The organism is Arthrobacter sp. D2-10 (assembly GCF_054161285.1).
The window spans coordinates 1,877,457-1,892,629 of record NZ_CP096431.1 but is presented as its reverse complement, the minus strand read 5'-3'; the positions used below and the strand labels follow the sequence as shown (position 1 = coordinate 1,892,629).

The following is a 15,173-nucleotide window of genomic DNA, read 5'->3' as shown; positions in this document are numbered from 1 at the left end:
AGTTGAGGGGCTTTTGTATGTCCGGGGCTGATTTGGGTGCCGGCAGTGTTCATCCGGGAGCGGTGGCGTGACTGGTAAGACGGTCACCAGTGATCAACAGACAGGGCAAGTAACAGTGAGCATCAACCCCACAACCGAAGAGTCGGACGCCGGCACCTACAGTTTCGCGGACATCGAGGCGAAGTGGCTTCCGGTATGGGAGAAGCTCGACACCTTCACTCCCGTCGACGACGGCAGCAGGGAACGCCGCTACGTGCTGGACATGTTCCCTTACCCGTCCGGCGACCTTCACATGGGGCATGCGGAAGCTTTCGCGATGGGCGACGTCGTCGCCCGGTACTGGCGCCAGCTCGGTTACGACGTTCTGCATCCCATCGGCTGGGACTCCTTCGGGCTACCCGCCGAGAACGCGGCCATCAAGCACAACGCTCACCCCAGTGAGTGGACGTACGCGAATATCGATACCCAGGCCGCGTCCTTCAAGCGTTACGCGATCAGTGCAGACTGGTCCCGCCGGCTGCACACCTCGGATCCGGAGTACTACCGCTGGACGCAGTGGCTGTTCCTGCGGTTTTTCGAGAAGGGCCTTGCCTACCGCAAGGACCACCCCGTCAACTGGTGCCCCAAGGACCAGACGGTTCTCGCGAACGAACAGGTGGTCAACGGGGCATGCGAGCGGTGCGGAAGCCCCGTCACCAAGAAAAGCCTGAACCAGTGGTACTTCCGCATCACCGAGTACGCCGACCGGCTGCTCGAAGACATGGAACCCCTGGCCGGCCACTGGCCTGAACGCGTGCTGGCAATGCAGCGGAACTGGATCGGCCGATCGGAAGGCGCACACGTCACCTTCACCATAGAGGCCGACGGCGACCTGCCTGCCGCCGATGTCACGGTCTTCACAACCAGGCCGGACACCCTGCACGGCGCAACGTTCTTCGTTGTCGCCGCAGACGCGGATCTTGCTGCTGACCTGGTCACGCCTGAGCACGCGTCCGCGCTGGCCGACTACCGCGAGAGCGTGAACGCGCTCAGCGACATCGAGCGCCAGTCGACGGAGCGCGAGAAAACCGGTGTCTTCACGGGACGTTACGCAGTGAACCCGCTCAACGGCGAGAAGCTGCCTGTGTGGGCAGCCGACTACGTCCTTGCGGACTACGGAACGGGCGCCATCATGGCCGTTCCCGCGCATGACCAGCGGGACCTCGACTTCGCCCGTGCCTTCAACCTGCCGGTTCGCATGGTGGTGGACACAGGGGAGGAAAACCCGGCGCTGACGGGCAAAGCCACAACCGGCGAAGGGACGCTGGTCAACTCGGGCGAGTTGAATGGTCTGGGCAAGGAGCAGGCGATCCAGCGCGCGATCGAACTGGTCTCCGAACAGGGCACCGGCGAGCGCACGGTCAACTACCGGCTCAGGGACTGGCTGCTGTCGCGTCAGCGATTCTGGGGTACACCCATCCCCATCATCCACTGCCCTTCCTGCGGAGAGGTCCCCGTACCCGACGAGCAACTGCCCGTCCGTCTGCCCAGTAATCTCCGGGGAGAAGACCTGGCGCCCAAGGGCACCTCGCCGCTGGCTGCCGCAACTGACTGGGTCAACGTCGAGTGCCCCCAGTGCTCCGGACCGGCCACACGGGACACCGACACGATGGACACCTTCGTCGACTCATCCTGGTACTACCTGCGATTCGTCGATCCGGAGTCGACAGAAGCTCCGTTCGACTCGCAGAAAGTCAACGAGTGGCTGCCCGTCGGCCAGTATGTCGGCGGCGTCGAGCACGCCATCCTGCACCTGCTCTACAGCCGCTTCTTCACCAAGGTCCTGTTCGACCTTGGGCTGGTCAACTTCACTGAGCCCTTCGCGGCGTTGCTCAACCAGGGTCAGGTGCTCAACGGCGGAAAGGCCATGAGCAAGTCGCTGGGCAACGGCGTCAATCTCGGTGAACAGCTCGACCGTTACGGCGTGGATGCTATTCGTCTCACCATGGTCTTCGCCTCCCCGCCCGAGGACGACGTCGACTGGGCCGATGTATCGCCGTCGGGGTCTGCGAAGTTCCTCGCCCGTGCCTGGCGCCTTGGCGCCGACGTCGTGTCCGAGCCGGGAGTTGACCCCGCGTCCGGAGACCGCTCGCTGCGTTCGGTGACGCACCGTACGCTCGCCGATGCCGCAGACCTGTTGAAGAACAACAAGTTCAACGTGGTCATCGCCAAGGTGATGGAACTTGTCAACGCCACCCGCAAGGCAATCGACTCAGGTGCCGGAGGCGCTGACCCAGCTGTCCGCGAAGCGGCAGAGGCTACGGCCGTCATCCTGAGCCTGTTCGCACCGTACACCGCGGAGGACCTGTGGGAGCGGCTCGGTCACCCTGCTTCCGTCGCGGCAGCGGGTTGGCCCGCCGTCGATGAGTCGCTTCTCGTCCAGGACACGGTCACCGCCGTCGTGCAGGTACAGGGAAAGGTGCGCGACAGGCTGGAAGTTCCCGCTGACATCAGCGAGGACGAACTGCGTGAGCTGGCCCTCGGCACCGCCCAGGTGCAGCGCACGCTTGCGGGCAGAGATATCCGGACGGTCATCGTCCGGGCGCCCAAACTGGTGAACATCGTTCCGGCCTGAGGGCCGGGAAAGAAGGACCACCGTGGCATGGTTTGATCGCCGTGCAGAACGCACCGGCGTTGGAGGCGCCGGCGAGCCGGATACGACGACGGCGGTCGTCACGGATTCGGCCGCAGCGTTCCCTCAGTCATGGATTGCGGGCGATGGTCCGGCCGCCGGCGTGACCATTGTGCCGATGCCGGTCATCATTGATGACCGGCACTACGGCGAGGGCGCGGACAGCCTCCTGAAGCCGCTCTCGCTGGCGCTGGTCGAGGGACGGGAGGTACGCACCTCCCGCCCGGCGCCCGGCCACTTCCAAAGTGTCTATCGCCGGTTGGAGCACGAAGGTGCGAGCGAGATCGTGTCTATTCACCTCTCCGGCAAGTTGTCCGGAACGGTCGAGGCGGCACGCTGGGCAGCGCGATCAGTCTCGGTTCCGGTACACGTAGTGGACAGCGGAACGGTAGGAATGGCGCAGGGCTGTGGGGTGGTGGCGGCCGTCCGGGCACTACAGGGCGGCGTGAGCGCATCCCGCGCGGCCGAGCGCGCCGCAGCTACCTGTTCGCGCACCAGCCTGCTGTTCTACCTCCCCAGCCTGGACCAGTTGCGGCGCGGCGGCCGCATCGGTGCTGCCGCAGGCTTCCTGGGTTCCCTGCTCGCTGTCAAGCCACTCCTGACCGTTCGCGACGGAGCCATTGCGCCCCTTGAACAGGTGCGGACAGCAGCCCGTGCCAAGCAGCGCCTTGACGAACTTGTCATCGAAGACCTTCAGCGGCGTCCCCGCGGCGGCATCGCGGCATTCCACTATTTCGGGAACAGGGCGGAAGCCGAAGCTGCTGCGGCGCGGGTGCCTGAGGGGGCCGAAGCCGTCCTGACGCAGTTGCCGGCGGTGCTTGCCGCTCACACCGGGCTGGGCGTTCTGGCGGTCTCGATATCCGACCCACTGGTGCCGTTAGCCTGATCTTCCGCTCCACATCCGCTGGGCCAGGGGCGGCTTACGCACATAGCCATTGCTGCCCCACCCCCGCCCAGCCGGGATTCATACGCTGGTTGCATGGCAAGGCACCGCTGGGCGACGGGGGAGCATCTCCAGGGCTCAGACCGGTTGGAACGCGTCCTCAACCTCAAGCGTGCAGGGTCACAGCCGGCGGGGATCGAGGCGGTCAACGGTGATGACGACGGGGACCTGCACAGCGTCGAACTCAGCGACAGTTGCCCGCCTGAGTCGGACGCCACCGCGGCACGCCGGCGACCGCCAAGCGGTAGACGCTGGGCAGCCACGCGACGGGCCGCGTTGCTGGCCGCAGGCTGCGCCCTCGCGGTCGGAGGCTGGCAGTTCGTGAGTGCTGACCGGACTCCCGGCGAGGTTGTCCCGATCGATCCCCCCGCCTCCTCAAGTACTGCTGCCGAGCCGGGCGTTCCCGCCGCGGAGGAAGGCACCGCTCCCGCCGGTGAGCGGGCGGATGGGCCGTCGACGCCTCATGCACAGGGCGCGCAGACCGCAACTGTCGTTGTTCATGTTGCCGGTGCAGTCCGGACGCCCGGCGTGGTGGAAATCGCAGCGGGTGCAAGGGTTTTCGAAGTACTCGAGAAGGCGGGCGGCGCGGTGCCCGAAGCTGAGCTTGCGGCTGTCAATCTGGCCGCCGTGGTGCAGGACGGACAGCAGATCATGATTCCTCGCGTGGGGGAGGCGCCGCCGGTCGGCGCGCTTCCGGCACCGGACGCTGAAACCGCCGGCGGGCTTGTCAACCTCAATACGGCCGGCGCCACTGAGCTCGAGGAACTCCCCAGGGTGGGGCCGGTCCTGGCTGAGCGCATCGTGGAATGGCGCGCCCAGCACGGGCCCTTCGCGCGTGCGGAGGACCTTGACGCGGTTCCCGGTATTGGACCGGCGATGCTTGAGTCACTGCTTCCCCTGGTGACAGTCTGATATGCCCGGTACAACTTCCGCGGGATGGGCGCATCTAGTACGGTCGGCTGCCGCGGCTGGGAAACCATCACCGCCCGTACCAGCCGCACCCCTGAAACGGAACGGCGGGCGTCGCATCGGCGTAACTGTCTGCCGCAGGCCGGTCCGCCACGAAGCCGCCAAGAGTCCAGCTCGGGACCTTCGACTCCTACCCGCCGCTGGCTGCGCATGGGCCGCTGCGGCCGTAACCATCAGGCTCGACGCGCAGGCGGGCCTTCTGCTGGGCCTCATGCTTGCGCTCGGCGCCCTCACGTTCGTCACCATCGCCGTCTGTAGTCGAAACAACAGCCCGGTTGTACTGATGCCGCTTGTCGCCCTTGCAGCGGCCGCAATGGTGAGCATCCCCACAGCCGCGCACGTTGCACATCGCTCCTCTGCCCCGCTGGCCGCTGCCATTGCGGCTCAGACCCACATCACCGTAAACCTCCGTGCCACCTCTGATGCACAGGAAATATCCGCCGATGCCCAGGACGGCGCACCCCGCTGGATCCTTGAAGCCGACCTTCTCGAAGGCACGTCCGGGGGATTCCGGTTCACGGCAGATACGCCCGTAATAGTGCTGGGCGGCAATGAATGGAGCTCCGTCAAGCATGGGGATCAGCTGCGTACGGCAGGAAAGCCGCTGGCAACAGACCCGGGAGATCGGGCAGGGGCACTGCTCATTGCCTCGACCAGCCCTGACCTGATCCCGGAGCAGCCCGGAGCGGAGTCGCTCATCGAAGAGCTGAGGGAGCGTTTTCTCGCGCTCTCCGCCTCCACCGGAGCACCCGACGACGGATTGATGCCCGGCATGGTGATAGGAGCCCGGGCGTCCGTGAGCCAGCAACTCGTCGATACTATGAAAGCGACCGGCCTGACTCATCTCACGGCGGTCTCCGGGGCGAACTGCAGCTACGTGCTGGCGTTCGTTTTTATCCTCTGCCGGGGATGCAGGCTGCCGCGATGGACAGCCGCGGTTGCCGGTATTACAGCCCTCGTAGGATTCGTCCTGCTGGTCAGGCCCGAGCCCAGCGTTCTCAGGGCGGCTGTCATGGGAGCCATCGGAGTGTTGGCTGTCTTGACGGGCCGTGGACGTCTGTCGATGACGCTGCTGTTCCTGTCGATAGCGGCCCTCCTCACAGTGGACCCCTGGCTCAGCGTGGAGTACGCGTTCATCCTGTCGGTCGCGGCGACCTGCGGGCTCGTGCTGGTCGGCCCTCTCCTGGCGTCGCAGCTGGGAGCGTTTCTGGCGCCCTCGGTTGCCCAGCTCGTCGCTGTTCCCCTGGCTGCCCAGCTTTTCTGCTCGCCGGTCCTGGCCCTCATCCAGCCGAGCCTGCCGACGTACTCGCTGCCGGCGAATATCGCGGCGTCACCGCTTGTGCCGTTCATCACCATCGCCGGCATGGTCTCCGTTGTCCTGGTGGCCCTGGCACCAGGGGCGGCTCTGCCGTTTGCCCTCGGCGCTGCGTGGGCGGCCGCCGGGGTGGCGCAGATCGCCAGGTTCTTCGCCGCCGCCCCGCACGCGTCCATACCATGGCCGTCCGGCACCGGGGGAGCGCTCCTGTCTGCACTGGGGAGCGCCGTCGTGCTGGCGGTCGTGGTGCGGGGACCGGACATGCTCACGTGGGTGCGCGCGACGTGCCACAGCACGCAGGCGAGAATCCGTGCGCGCGGGACACCACCGATGAAGTCCGGCACGAGGGGAGAAAGGCTGAACCCGCCGCTGACGCCAGTAGCCTGGGTGGCCGCCGGGTGTATCGCCGGCGTCATGGGCATCCAGGTGTGGGATGGTGTGCGCGGCCACGGGCCGGAAGATTGGACGGTCGCTGCATGCGACGTCGGCCAGGGTGACGGACTGGCGGTGCGGACGGGGCCTGGTAGCGCCATAGTATTCGACGCCGGCCCGGAAGCGGGTCCCATGGACGCCTGCCTTGATCATCTCCGGGTGGACACCGTGGACCTGCTGGTGCTCACACACCTCCATGAGGACCACTACGGCGGAGTGGCAGGAGTATTCGCGGACCGCTCGGTGTCTCGGCTGCTCTACTCCACAACTGAGGAGACGCTGCCCGAGAGCGTGCAGCAGGTGAGCGCGCACGCCGGAACCACGGTCGCGCCCGCGACCGCCGGAACCGCAGGAACTACGGGAAATGTGGAATGGTCGGTCCTGTGGCCGGCACCCGGAAACATTGCAGCATCCGAAAACGATGCCTCCGCCGTCGTACTGGCCACGGTGCATGGACGCTCCGGAACCAGCGACCTTCGCATCCTGTTCACCGGCGACCTTGAGGAAGACGCGGCCAATCGCCTCCTCCGGGATCAGCCCGCGCTCAGTGCCGAGGGAATTGACGTCCTAAAGGTTGCGCACCATGGCGCCAGGAACGGCGGCACGGCGATCATCGAGTCCCTGAGCCCTCGCGTTGCACTCATCTCCGCCGGGCGCCGGAACGATTACGGGCACCCCCACCAGGAAACGCTCGCGGCACTGGAGGGCTCCGGCGCATATGTCGCCAGGACAGACCTGGCCGGAACCATACTCATCAGGACCGACGGTGATTCCCTTCAGGTCCGTGGGTCACGATGAGCTTGGATGCTCATCACCCCCATGGCAGAGTTGACCCTGCCCATTCCTCGTCGATCAGGAGCCCCGTCCGTGTCCCCAAGCCCTGCAGGTTCGGCTACTTCGAGCTGGCGCGACGTCGGTCCGGCTCCCGTTGTTCTCTTGCTCGGTCCAGAGGAATACCTTGCCACCCGCGGCTTTGAGTCGGTGCGCCGGCGCACGCGCGAGACGGAACCCGATGCCGAGACCGTCCGCCTGGAAGCGGCGCAGTACGAGCCCGGATCGTTGATCATGCTGGGGAGCCCGTCGCTGTTCGGCGGCACGCAGATCATTGAAGCTCGCGGCCTGGCGCAGATGAACGATGCGTTCCTGCAGGACGCGCTCGAGTATGTCTCCAACCCGGCGCCGGACGTGGTGCTGGTCATGCACCATGCGGGTGGTACGCGCGGCAAAAAGCTGCTCGACTCGCTGAAGAGTGGGAAAGCTGTCGTCGTTGAGTGCCAGCCGCTGAAAAAGGACTCTGACAAGGTCGACTTCGCTACCGCGGAGTTCCGCAATGCGCGGCGCCGGATCGAACCTGATGCGGTGCGGGCCCTCGTCGCCGCAGTGGGATCGAGCCTGTCGGAGCTGGCAGCAGCATGCCATCAGCTTGCCTCAGATTCGGATGGCGTGATCTCCACTGAAACGGTGGAGAAATACTATGGTGGCCGGATCGAAGCCACCGGCTTCAAGGTAGCCGATGCTGCCCTTGCAGGACGCGGGGGACAGGCATTGGCGATGCTCCGGCACGCGCTCTCGAGCGGAGCAGACCCCGTGCCGCTGGTAGCCGCACTCGCGATGAAACTCCGAGCGGTGGCGAAGGTCTATGGAGTCAGGGGTAGCTCTGCACAGCTCGCCAAAGAATTGGGTATGGCACCGTGGCAGGTAGACCAGGCAAGGCGGGAAGCCCAGCGCTGGTCACCCGAGGGGCTCAATCACTGCATCCAGGTCCTGGCCGAGGCTGATGCCCAGGTCAAGGGGGAGGCACGCGATCCGATCTACGCTGTGGAGCGGGCGGTCACAGCTATCGCGCTGGGAGGAACCGCAACCGGCCGGTGACGCTGATCCTGCCCATTCCGATCCCCGGTCGAAGTGCCCGTCGGTTAAAGGGTGATGGCCGGTCCCGTGGGACCGACCATCACCGTATGAAGCTCTGAAGGCAATTAGCCGAGGTTGTTAACCCGCTTGGCAATTCCCGACTTGCGGTTTGCTGCGTTGTTCTTGTGAAGAACACCCTTGCTCACAGCCTTATCCAGCTTGCGGCTGGCAACGGCGAGCGCGGCCACTGCGGCGTCCTTGTCGGTGGACTCCACCGCGGTGTTGACGGCGCGGATAGCGGTCTTCAGCTCGGACTTGACCGAGTTGTTGCGCTGACGAGCCTTCTCATTGGTGAGAATGCGCTTCTTCTGGGACTTGATATTTGCCACGTATAAGACTCTCTTTGTATTGCGGACTGGTCGTGAGGGATTTTCGGTGCGGCCTAAGACTGAGCGGCGTGGGGATACCGTGGCGACCGAGCCGAAGTGCCCGTCGACCTGCGCGGACACACAGCTATATAGGCTACCAGAACTCGCGCCCCCTCGCGCCCCAGCCGTCATCGGCGGTTCGCTCATCTCTACCTGAGACTGTCACTGATTGGGTGATCCATCCAATCGGGACATGACGCGGTCGAAGAGCGGGCGGTCGAGGGTTGCACCGATGCGCCGGACATCCTCAGGACGGATCTTCAGCAGACGCTCCAGGTACACCTCACTCGGTCTGCCCTTGCTGTCCCAGGGCCCGCTTCCGATATCCACGTACCCTTCATGCCTGCTTTCGGCATTATTCCGGTCTCGTGAGGTGAGCATGAGTGCCAGCAGTGTGGCGCCGTCGTGCCCGATGACCAGCACCGGCCGGTCCTTGCCCTGCTGAGGATCGTCCTCATACGGCACCCACGTCCAGACGATTTCGCCGGGATCGGCAGTGTCACCGGGCTGCGGGTTGTAACCGCCAATCGAAGCGGGTGCGGCTTTCTTCCGTGGGCGGTCCCGCAGTGGCTCACGCTGAGGAGCACGGTCACGCCCGGCAGGATGTCCGCTTCGGGCCGGACGGGGTGAATGCGTCGAACGGGCAGCCAGCGCCTTCAATGCGGCCCCGGCCAAACGCATCAGGGAGGGTCCAAGGGAAGCCATAGGGCCAGCGTACCCGCCAGATTGCGGGCTCGAGAGTTCCCCATGGGACAATGGAAGCTGCACATTCCCAGCGGTCCGGACCCAGCGTCCTCGTCCCTGCACGGAATTCCCCGAACAGTCCCACAAAGTAAGAGGTACCGAGTGTCTCCCATGGCCCGCACCGCTCCGGTGCCCGCTGCCACGGATCCCGCGATCATCAGGAACTTCTGCATCATCGCCCATATTGACCACGGCAAGTCCACACTGGCGGACCGCATGCTTCAGCTCACCGGCGTGGTGGAGCAGCGCGATATGAAGGCACAGTATCTGGACCGCATGGACATTGAGCGGGAGCGCGGCATCACCATCAAATCCCAGGCGGTCAGGCTGCCCTGGGAACTCGACGGCGTGAGCTATGCGCTCAACATGATTGACACTCCTGGACACGTTGACTTCACATACGAGGTGTCGCGGTCCCTTGCAGCGTGTGAGGGAGCAATCCTGCTGGTTGATGCCGCGCAGGGGATTGAGGCCCAGACACTGGCGAACCTGTACCTCGCCATGGAGAACGACCTCACAATCATTCCGGTGCTCAACAAGATCGACCTTCCGGCCGCCCAGCCGGAGAAGTATGCTGCGGAACTGGCCAACCTGATCGGCGGGGATCCGGAGGATGTGTTGCTGGTGTCCGGCAAGACAGGCGTCGGCGTAGAGGCGTTGCTGGACAAGATCGTCAGGGACCTTCCCTCTCCCGTCGGAGACGCAAGCGCGCCTGCCCGGGCCATGATCTTTGATTCTGTATATGACACCTACCGGGGCGTTGTGACGTATGTCCGGGTCGTCGATGGACAGCTCAGCCCCCGTGAACGCATTCAGATGATGTCCACCCGTGCTACTCACGAACTCCTTGAGATCGGAGTCAGCTCGCCGGAGCCCACACCGTCCAAGGGCCTGGGCGTAGGTGAGGTGGGCTATCTCATCACCGGCGTGAAGGACGTTCGCCAGTCCAAGGTCGGCGACACCGTCACCAATTTCGCGAAGCCCGCGACGGAGTCGCTGGCCGGTTACGCGGACGCAAAGCCTATGGTCTTCTCGGGTCTGTACCCCCTCGAAGGGGCGGATTATCCAGTGCTTCGTGACGCTCTGGAAAAGCTGATGCTCAATGATGCCGCCCTGGTCTATGAACCGGAGACCTCCGCTGCTCTGGGCTTCGGTTTCCGAGTGGGTTTCCTCGGCCTGCTTCACCTGGAAATTACCCGTGAGCGACTCGAACGCGAGTACAACCTCAGCCTGATCTCGACGGCACCGAACGTGGAATACGAGGTCACGCTCGAGGACAAGAACGTAGTTCACGTCACCAACCCGAGCGAATACCCCGTCGGCAAGATCGCCGAAGTCCGGGAGCCGATGGTTTCGGCGACCATCCTTGCGCCCAACGAATTCGTGGGCACCATTATGGAACTGTGCCAGAGCAGGCGTGGTGTCATGGGCGGAATGGATTACCTCTCCGAAGACCGGGTGGAAATCCGGTACCGGCTCCCGCTGGCGGAGATCGTCTTCGACTTCTTCGACATGCTGAAGTCCAGGACCCGCGGGTACGCCTCTCTGGATTGGAAGGCCGACGGCGACCAGGTGGCCGACCTGGTCAAAGTGGACATCATGCTCCAAGGCGAGCAGGTTGATGCCTTCTCCGCCATCACCCACCGGGACAAGGCATATGCCTACGGCGTCATGATGACGGGGAAACTGCGTGAACTGATCCCGCGTCAGCAGTTTGAGGTTCCCATTCAGGCGGCCATCGGCGCGCGCATCATCGCGAGGGAGAACATCCGGGCTATCCGGAAGGACGTCTTGGCCAAGTGCTACGGCGGTGACATCACCCGAAAGCGCAAACTGCTCGAAAAGCAGAAAGAGGGTAAGAAGCGCATGAAGATGGTGGGGCGCGTGGAAGTCCCCCAGGAAGCGTTCATTGCCGCGTTGTCGTCGGATGAGTCCAAGGACAAAGCGAAGAAGTGACAGCAGTATCTGGTTTCCGGAGCGCCAATGCCTAGCGCGCTGCCTTTCGGCGACCCCGCTCCATCCGACGGCGCTCTGCCGCCCACCGCGGCAGCCGGCTCCGCCGAGCGTGATTTCGGCCTGTACGTTCACATCCCCTTCTGCGCTGTTCGCTGCGGGTACTGCGATTTCAACACGTACACCGCCGCTGAACTCGGTGGGGGAGCGTCGCAGGCCAATTACGCGTTCACGGTGCAGCAGGAGCTCCAGTTTGCGGCCGGAGCGCTTGCCGCTTCAGGTGTTGCCGACCGCCCGCTGAGCACAGTCTTCTTCGGCGGAGGGACACCCACGCTCCTGCCCTCGGCCGACCTGGCACGGGTACTCCGCACCGCCGTCGATATCTGGGGCCTGGCACCGGGAGCCGAGGTGACGACCGAGGCCAATCCCGACTCCGTCACGCCTGAATCCCTCGAGGAACTGGCGCGTGCAGGTTTCACCCGCGTGTCATTCGGCATGCAATCCGCTGTGCCCCACGTTCTCGCGGTGCTGGACCGAACCCACTCGCCGGCGCGGGTCCCCCTTGCCGTCGAGTGGGCGCGTGCTGCCGGACTCAAGGTGAGCCTGGATCTGATCTACGGCACACCGGGCGAGGACCTTCAGGACTGGCGGACGTCCCTGGAAGCGGCGCTTGCCCTCGAACCGGATCATCTGTCCGCTTATGCCCTCATCATCGAGGACGGCACCGCGCTGGCCCGCCGTATCCGGCGCGGTCAGGTGCCCATGGTCGACGACGACGACCACGCCGACAAGTACGAACTCGCCGACACCCTGCTCAAGTCGGCCGGAATGGCGTGGTACGAGGTAAGTAACTGGGCCCGCTCCGGTGAGGATCAGTGCCGCCACAACCTCGCGTACTGGAAAGGCCATGACTGGTGGGGAGCAGGGCCGGGCGCGCATTCACATGTCGGGGGGACCCGTTGGTGGAACGTCAAGCATCCTGCCGCTTATGCTCAGAGGCTTGCGGCAGGCGAGTCGCCCGCGGCCGGGCGTGAAGTTCTGAACAAGAACGCCCGCTACGTTGAGGACGTCCTCCTTCGCATCCGGCTTGCCGAGGGTTACCCGACGGAGAACCTGGAATCTCCGGGACGCAGGGCTGTAGCAGGGCTGATAGCTGATGGTCTCATCGACCCTGTGGCGGCGTTCAAGGGCGCCGTGATCCTGAGTGATCGCGGGCGGCTACTAGCCGATGGCTTGGTCCGTCGCCTTCTGCCGGACTGACGTCCTAGTGGAAGATCCGGAGATTGAAGGGGTACTGGTAAGGCCTGCCGCGGTTCACATGGATGCCGGCTGCCACCGAGAAGGCCGCGAGCGTAACCCAGATGAGGGCGTTCAGGACGGCGAAAAGCCCCCCAATGCCCGGGAGCAGGGACAGCAGCAGGCATACGGCTGCGAGGATGCTCGGCGGGAAAGTGAAGTTGAAGGCTTCCTTCGATTCCTGCTCCGTGAAGGGCCCCCGGTCCCGATAGATGAGGAAGATAACCAGAGACGGCACAAACCCCAGGATCCCGAGAAAATGGGCGAGGGTCGCCCACTGGCGATCCTCGGAGGGGGTCAGCGCGGGAGCGCTTGGACTGGCACCCTGGAAGGCCGTAGTTCTGTCCTGGGAGGCGGGAGGAGTCTGTGCGACACCGCGCCGATTAGCGCTGTTGGACAACGAAAATTCCTTCGGACTGATAGGGCTTCACCGCGCATTCCGCGCAGAACTTACTGTCTAAGGGTACTGGGTGAAGCGTGCCCGTGCAGTTCCCACGACTTACAGCGATGCTGGGGCTACGCGTTCGGCCCCGGCGCGGTAAGGAAGTCGATGACCTCTTCGACCCGGGCCAGCAGAGAGGGTTCGAGGTCCGCGTAGGTGTTTACGCCGCTCAGAATGCGCTTCCAGCCGTTGGCGATATCTGCCTGGGAGGAGCACGGCCAGTTCAGCCGCGTCAGTATCCCTGTTTTCCAGTCCTCCCCGCGGGGAATGACGGGCCACGCCTCCAATCCGAGAGCGCGCGGTTTCACTGCCTGCCACACATCGACGTAGGGGTGCCCCACGATCAACACATTGTGCGCTGCACCGGTCACTTTCATGGCCTGTTCGGCGATTCGAGCTTCCTTGGTTCCGGGCAGAAGGTGATCAACGAGGATACCGAGGCGCCTTCCGGGTGAGGGAGCGAAGTCACGGACCGCCCCTGCCAGGTCATCGACCCCGTGCAAGGGCTCGACGACGATGCCCTCAACCCGCAGATCATCGCCCCACACCTTCTCGACCAGCTCCGCATCGTGTTTGCCCTCAACCCAGATTCTGCTCGCGCGGGCTGTTCGGGCACGCTGGCCGGTGACGCGGACCGAGCCCGAGGCTGTGCGCTGGGGCGTTGCGGTGCGCTGCAGCGCGGGAACCATCTCGACGGGGGAGCCCTCGTGGTGAAAACCGAATCCCAGGGGAAAGGTCCGCCGTTTGCCGCTGCGGTCCTCGAGGATCATGACATGCATACCGCCGGACTTCTCAGTACGAAGTATCTCGCCGACGAACCCGCTTTGAACGTCCTCTAAAACGATGCCCGGACGCGCCTCAACCTTCTCAAGGACGACGCGTCGGGGCTGGGAAATGTCCTGTGCGCCCCACTGGTGATACGACATGTGATTTCGCTCGCTTCCGCAAATCCCTGCCCGCTGGAACTGGCAGTGCCAATGCTAACAATCGCAGCGATCGTATTAGACTTGGCACTTAGGCGTGTTGAGTGCTAACTCGTTGAGTGGGCAATGCGGTATATCGGAGGTGAATATGAGCGAGCCCAGGCGGCTTGAAGTCCTGCGTGCCATCGTTGAGGATTACGTCCATTCCCGTGAGCCGGTAGGGTCGAAGGCCCTGGTTGAGCGGCACCAGCTCGGCGTGTCCTCGGCCACCATCCGCAATGATATGGCGCTCCTCGAAGAGGAAGGCCTCATTACCGCCCCGCACACCAGTTCCGGCCGCATTCCCACTGACAAGGGTTACCGGCTGTTCGTCGACCGCATCGCTGAAGTGAAGCCGTTGTCCGCGCCTGAGAAGCGTGCCATCCGTGCCCTTCTGGAAAGTGCCGATGACCTGGACGACGTCCTGGACCGCACGGTAAGGCTCCTCGCACAGCTGACCAATCAGGTCGCCGTCGTTCAATACCCACATCTGGGCGCAGCGTCCGTCCGCCACATCGAGCTGGTACTGCTCGCGCCCGGCCGCGTGCTGGTGGTGCTCATTTCCACCAACGGGGCGGTGCAGCAGCGGGTCGTGCCCGTCCCTGCCGACGCAAATGAAAACGAATTGGCCGATCTGCGTCAGCGCTTCCTGACCAAAGTGTCGGGAGTGCGCCTACCGTCGCTTCCCTCGGAACTGGCGTCCTGTGTGGCCGAGCTGCCGCCCGCACTCCAGTCGCTGGGCCAGGCACTGGCGCACGGCTTGGAACATCTCTCCGCCGCGAACCGGGAAGATCGGATCGTCATGGCAGGAACGGCCAACCTTGCCCGCTCAACCCTGGACTTCCCCTTGACCATCGGCCCTGTGCTGGAGGCCCTCGAGGAACAGGTGGTTATGCTTCGGCTGCTCTCCGAAATGGAGCAGGATGCCCTCGGCGTTTCCGTCCGCATTGGTCGCGAAAACCCGTACGGTGGCCTTGCAGAGGCCTCGGTGATCGCCACGGGATACGGGCCGGACGCCCTTGCCAAGGTGGGAGTCCTCGGACCCACCAGAATGGACTACCCCACCACCATGGCCGCCGTCAGGGCGGTGGCCCGTTACCTTTCCCGCATCCTCGATGAGTCATGAACGGATGACGGACCCCTTGAACCAGAGCCGCTCGCGCGGTG

General features: G+C 64.5%; 12 protein-coding genes. 8 read left to right on the top strand and 4 right to left on the bottom strand.

Going from position 1 to position 15,173, the window contains the following annotated elements; translation table 11 throughout:
- Positions 1-67: 67 nt before the first annotated feature.
- From leuS to holA, 5 genes are all read left to right on the top strand, one after another.
- Entirely contained in the window at positions 68-2,614 is a 2,547-nt protein-coding gene (leuS, locus tag M1D74_RS08795) for a leucine--tRNA ligase (RefSeq protein WP_458115100.1), read from the top strand.
- 22 nt (positions 2,615-2,636) lie between these two features.
- Positions 2,637-3,557 (top strand): DegV family protein, encoded by a 921-nt coding sequence (locus tag M1D74_RS08790; RefSeq protein WP_458115099.1) that lies wholly within the window; start codon positions 2,637-2,639, stop codon positions 3,555-3,557.
- A 93-nt stretch (positions 3,558-3,650) separates the two neighbouring features.
- On the top strand, positions 3,651-4,526 hold the full coding sequence (locus M1D74_RS08785; RefSeq protein ID WP_458115098.1) for a helix-hairpin-helix domain-containing protein: 876 nt from the start codon (positions 3,651-3,653) through the stop codon (positions 4,524-4,526).
- Position 4,527: 1 nt separating this feature from the next.
- Entirely contained in the window at positions 4,528-7,128 is a 2,601-nt protein-coding gene (locus M1D74_RS08780; RefSeq protein ID WP_458115097.1) for a ComEC/Rec2 family competence protein, read from the top strand.
- Between the two features lie 21 nt (positions 7,129-7,149).
- Positions 7,150-8,202: a DNA polymerase III subunit delta gene (gene holA / locus M1D74_RS08775; protein ID WP_458117167.1), complete on the top strand. Its 1,053-nt coding sequence runs from the start codon at positions 7,150-7,152 to the stop codon at positions 8,200-8,202.
- Positions 8,203-8,306: 104 nt separating this feature from the next.
- On the opposite strand, the gene rpsT is transcribed toward holA, so the two are convergent.
- The gene (gene rpsT / locus M1D74_RS08770; RefSeq protein ID WP_309070020.1) at positions 8,307-8,570 is read right to left on the bottom strand and encodes a 30S ribosomal protein S20; all 264 of its coding nucleotides are present in this window, start codon (positions 8,568-8,570) and stop codon (positions 8,307-8,309) included.
- Between the two features lie 201 nt (positions 8,571-8,771).
- Positions 8,772-9,314, bottom strand: a complete 543-nt coding sequence (locus M1D74_RS08765) for a type II toxin-antitoxin system PemK/MazF family toxin (protein WP_458115096.1) — start codon at positions 9,312-9,314, stop codon at positions 8,772-8,774.
- A gap of 141 nt (positions 9,315-9,455) precedes the next feature.
- Between M1D74_RS08765 and lepA the strand changes: the two genes are divergently transcribed.
- Both lepA and hemW read left to right on the top strand, forming a co-directional pair.
- On the top strand, positions 9,456-11,309 hold the full coding sequence (gene lepA / locus M1D74_RS08760; RefSeq protein WP_309070022.1) for a translation elongation factor 4: 1,854 nt from the start codon (positions 9,456-9,458) through the stop codon (positions 11,307-11,309).
- 27 nt (positions 11,310-11,336) lie between these two features.
- Entirely contained in the window at positions 11,337-12,566 is a 1,230-nt protein-coding gene (gene hemW / locus M1D74_RS08755; protein ID WP_458115095.1) for a radical SAM family heme chaperone HemW, read from the top strand.
- Between the two features lie 4 nt (positions 12,567-12,570).
- Here the strand turns inward: hemW and M1D74_RS08750 are convergent, their stop codons facing one another.
- Together M1D74_RS08750 and M1D74_RS08745 are read right to left on the bottom strand one after the other, a co-directional pair.
- Positions 12,571-13,002: a DUF4870 domain-containing protein gene (locus M1D74_RS08750; RefSeq protein WP_309070024.1), complete on the bottom strand. Its 432-nt coding sequence runs from the start codon at positions 13,000-13,002 to the stop codon at positions 12,571-12,573.
- Positions 13,003-13,118: 116 nt separating this feature from the next.
- Positions 13,119-13,970 carry a DUF3097 domain-containing protein gene (locus tag M1D74_RS08745; protein WP_458115094.1) on the bottom strand — a complete coding sequence of 284 codons (852 nt, stop codon included), beginning with the start codon at positions 13,968-13,970 and terminating at the stop codon, positions 13,119-13,121.
- 145 nt (positions 13,971-14,115) lie between these two features.
- Between M1D74_RS08745 and hrcA the strand changes: the two genes are divergently transcribed.
- Entirely contained in the window at positions 14,116-15,132 is a 1,017-nt protein-coding gene (hrcA, locus tag M1D74_RS08740) for a heat-inducible transcriptional repressor HrcA (RefSeq protein WP_309070026.1), read from the top strand.
- Positions 15,133-15,173 lie beyond the last annotated feature (41 nt).

Coding starts and splice junctions, on each gene's coding strand:
- hrcA (WP_309070026.1), top strand. CDS start 14,116: ATGAGCGAGCCCAGGCGGCTTGAAGTCCTGCGTGCCATCGTTGAGGAT.
- hemW (WP_458115095.1), top strand. CDS start 11,337: ATGCCTAGCGCGCTGCCTTTCGGCGACCCCGCTCCATCCGACGGCGCT.
- holA (WP_458117167.1), top strand. CDS start 7,150: ATGGCAGAGTTGACCCTGCCCATTCCTCGTCGATCAGGAGCCCCGTCC.
- M1D74_RS08745 (WP_458115094.1), bottom strand. CDS start 13,970: ATGTCGTATCACCAGTGGGGCGCACAGGACATTTCCCAGCCCCGACGC.
- M1D74_RS08780 (WP_458115097.1), top strand. CDS start 4,528: ATGCCCGGTACAACTTCCGCGGGATGGGCGCATCTAGTACGGTCGGCT.
- M1D74_RS08785 (WP_458115098.1), top strand. CDS start 3,651: ATGGCAAGGCACCGCTGGGCGACGGGGGAGCATCTCCAGGGCTCAGAC.
- M1D74_RS08765 (WP_458115096.1), bottom strand. CDS start 9,314: ATGGCTTCCCTTGGACCCTCCCTGATGCGTTTGGCCGGGGCCGCATTG.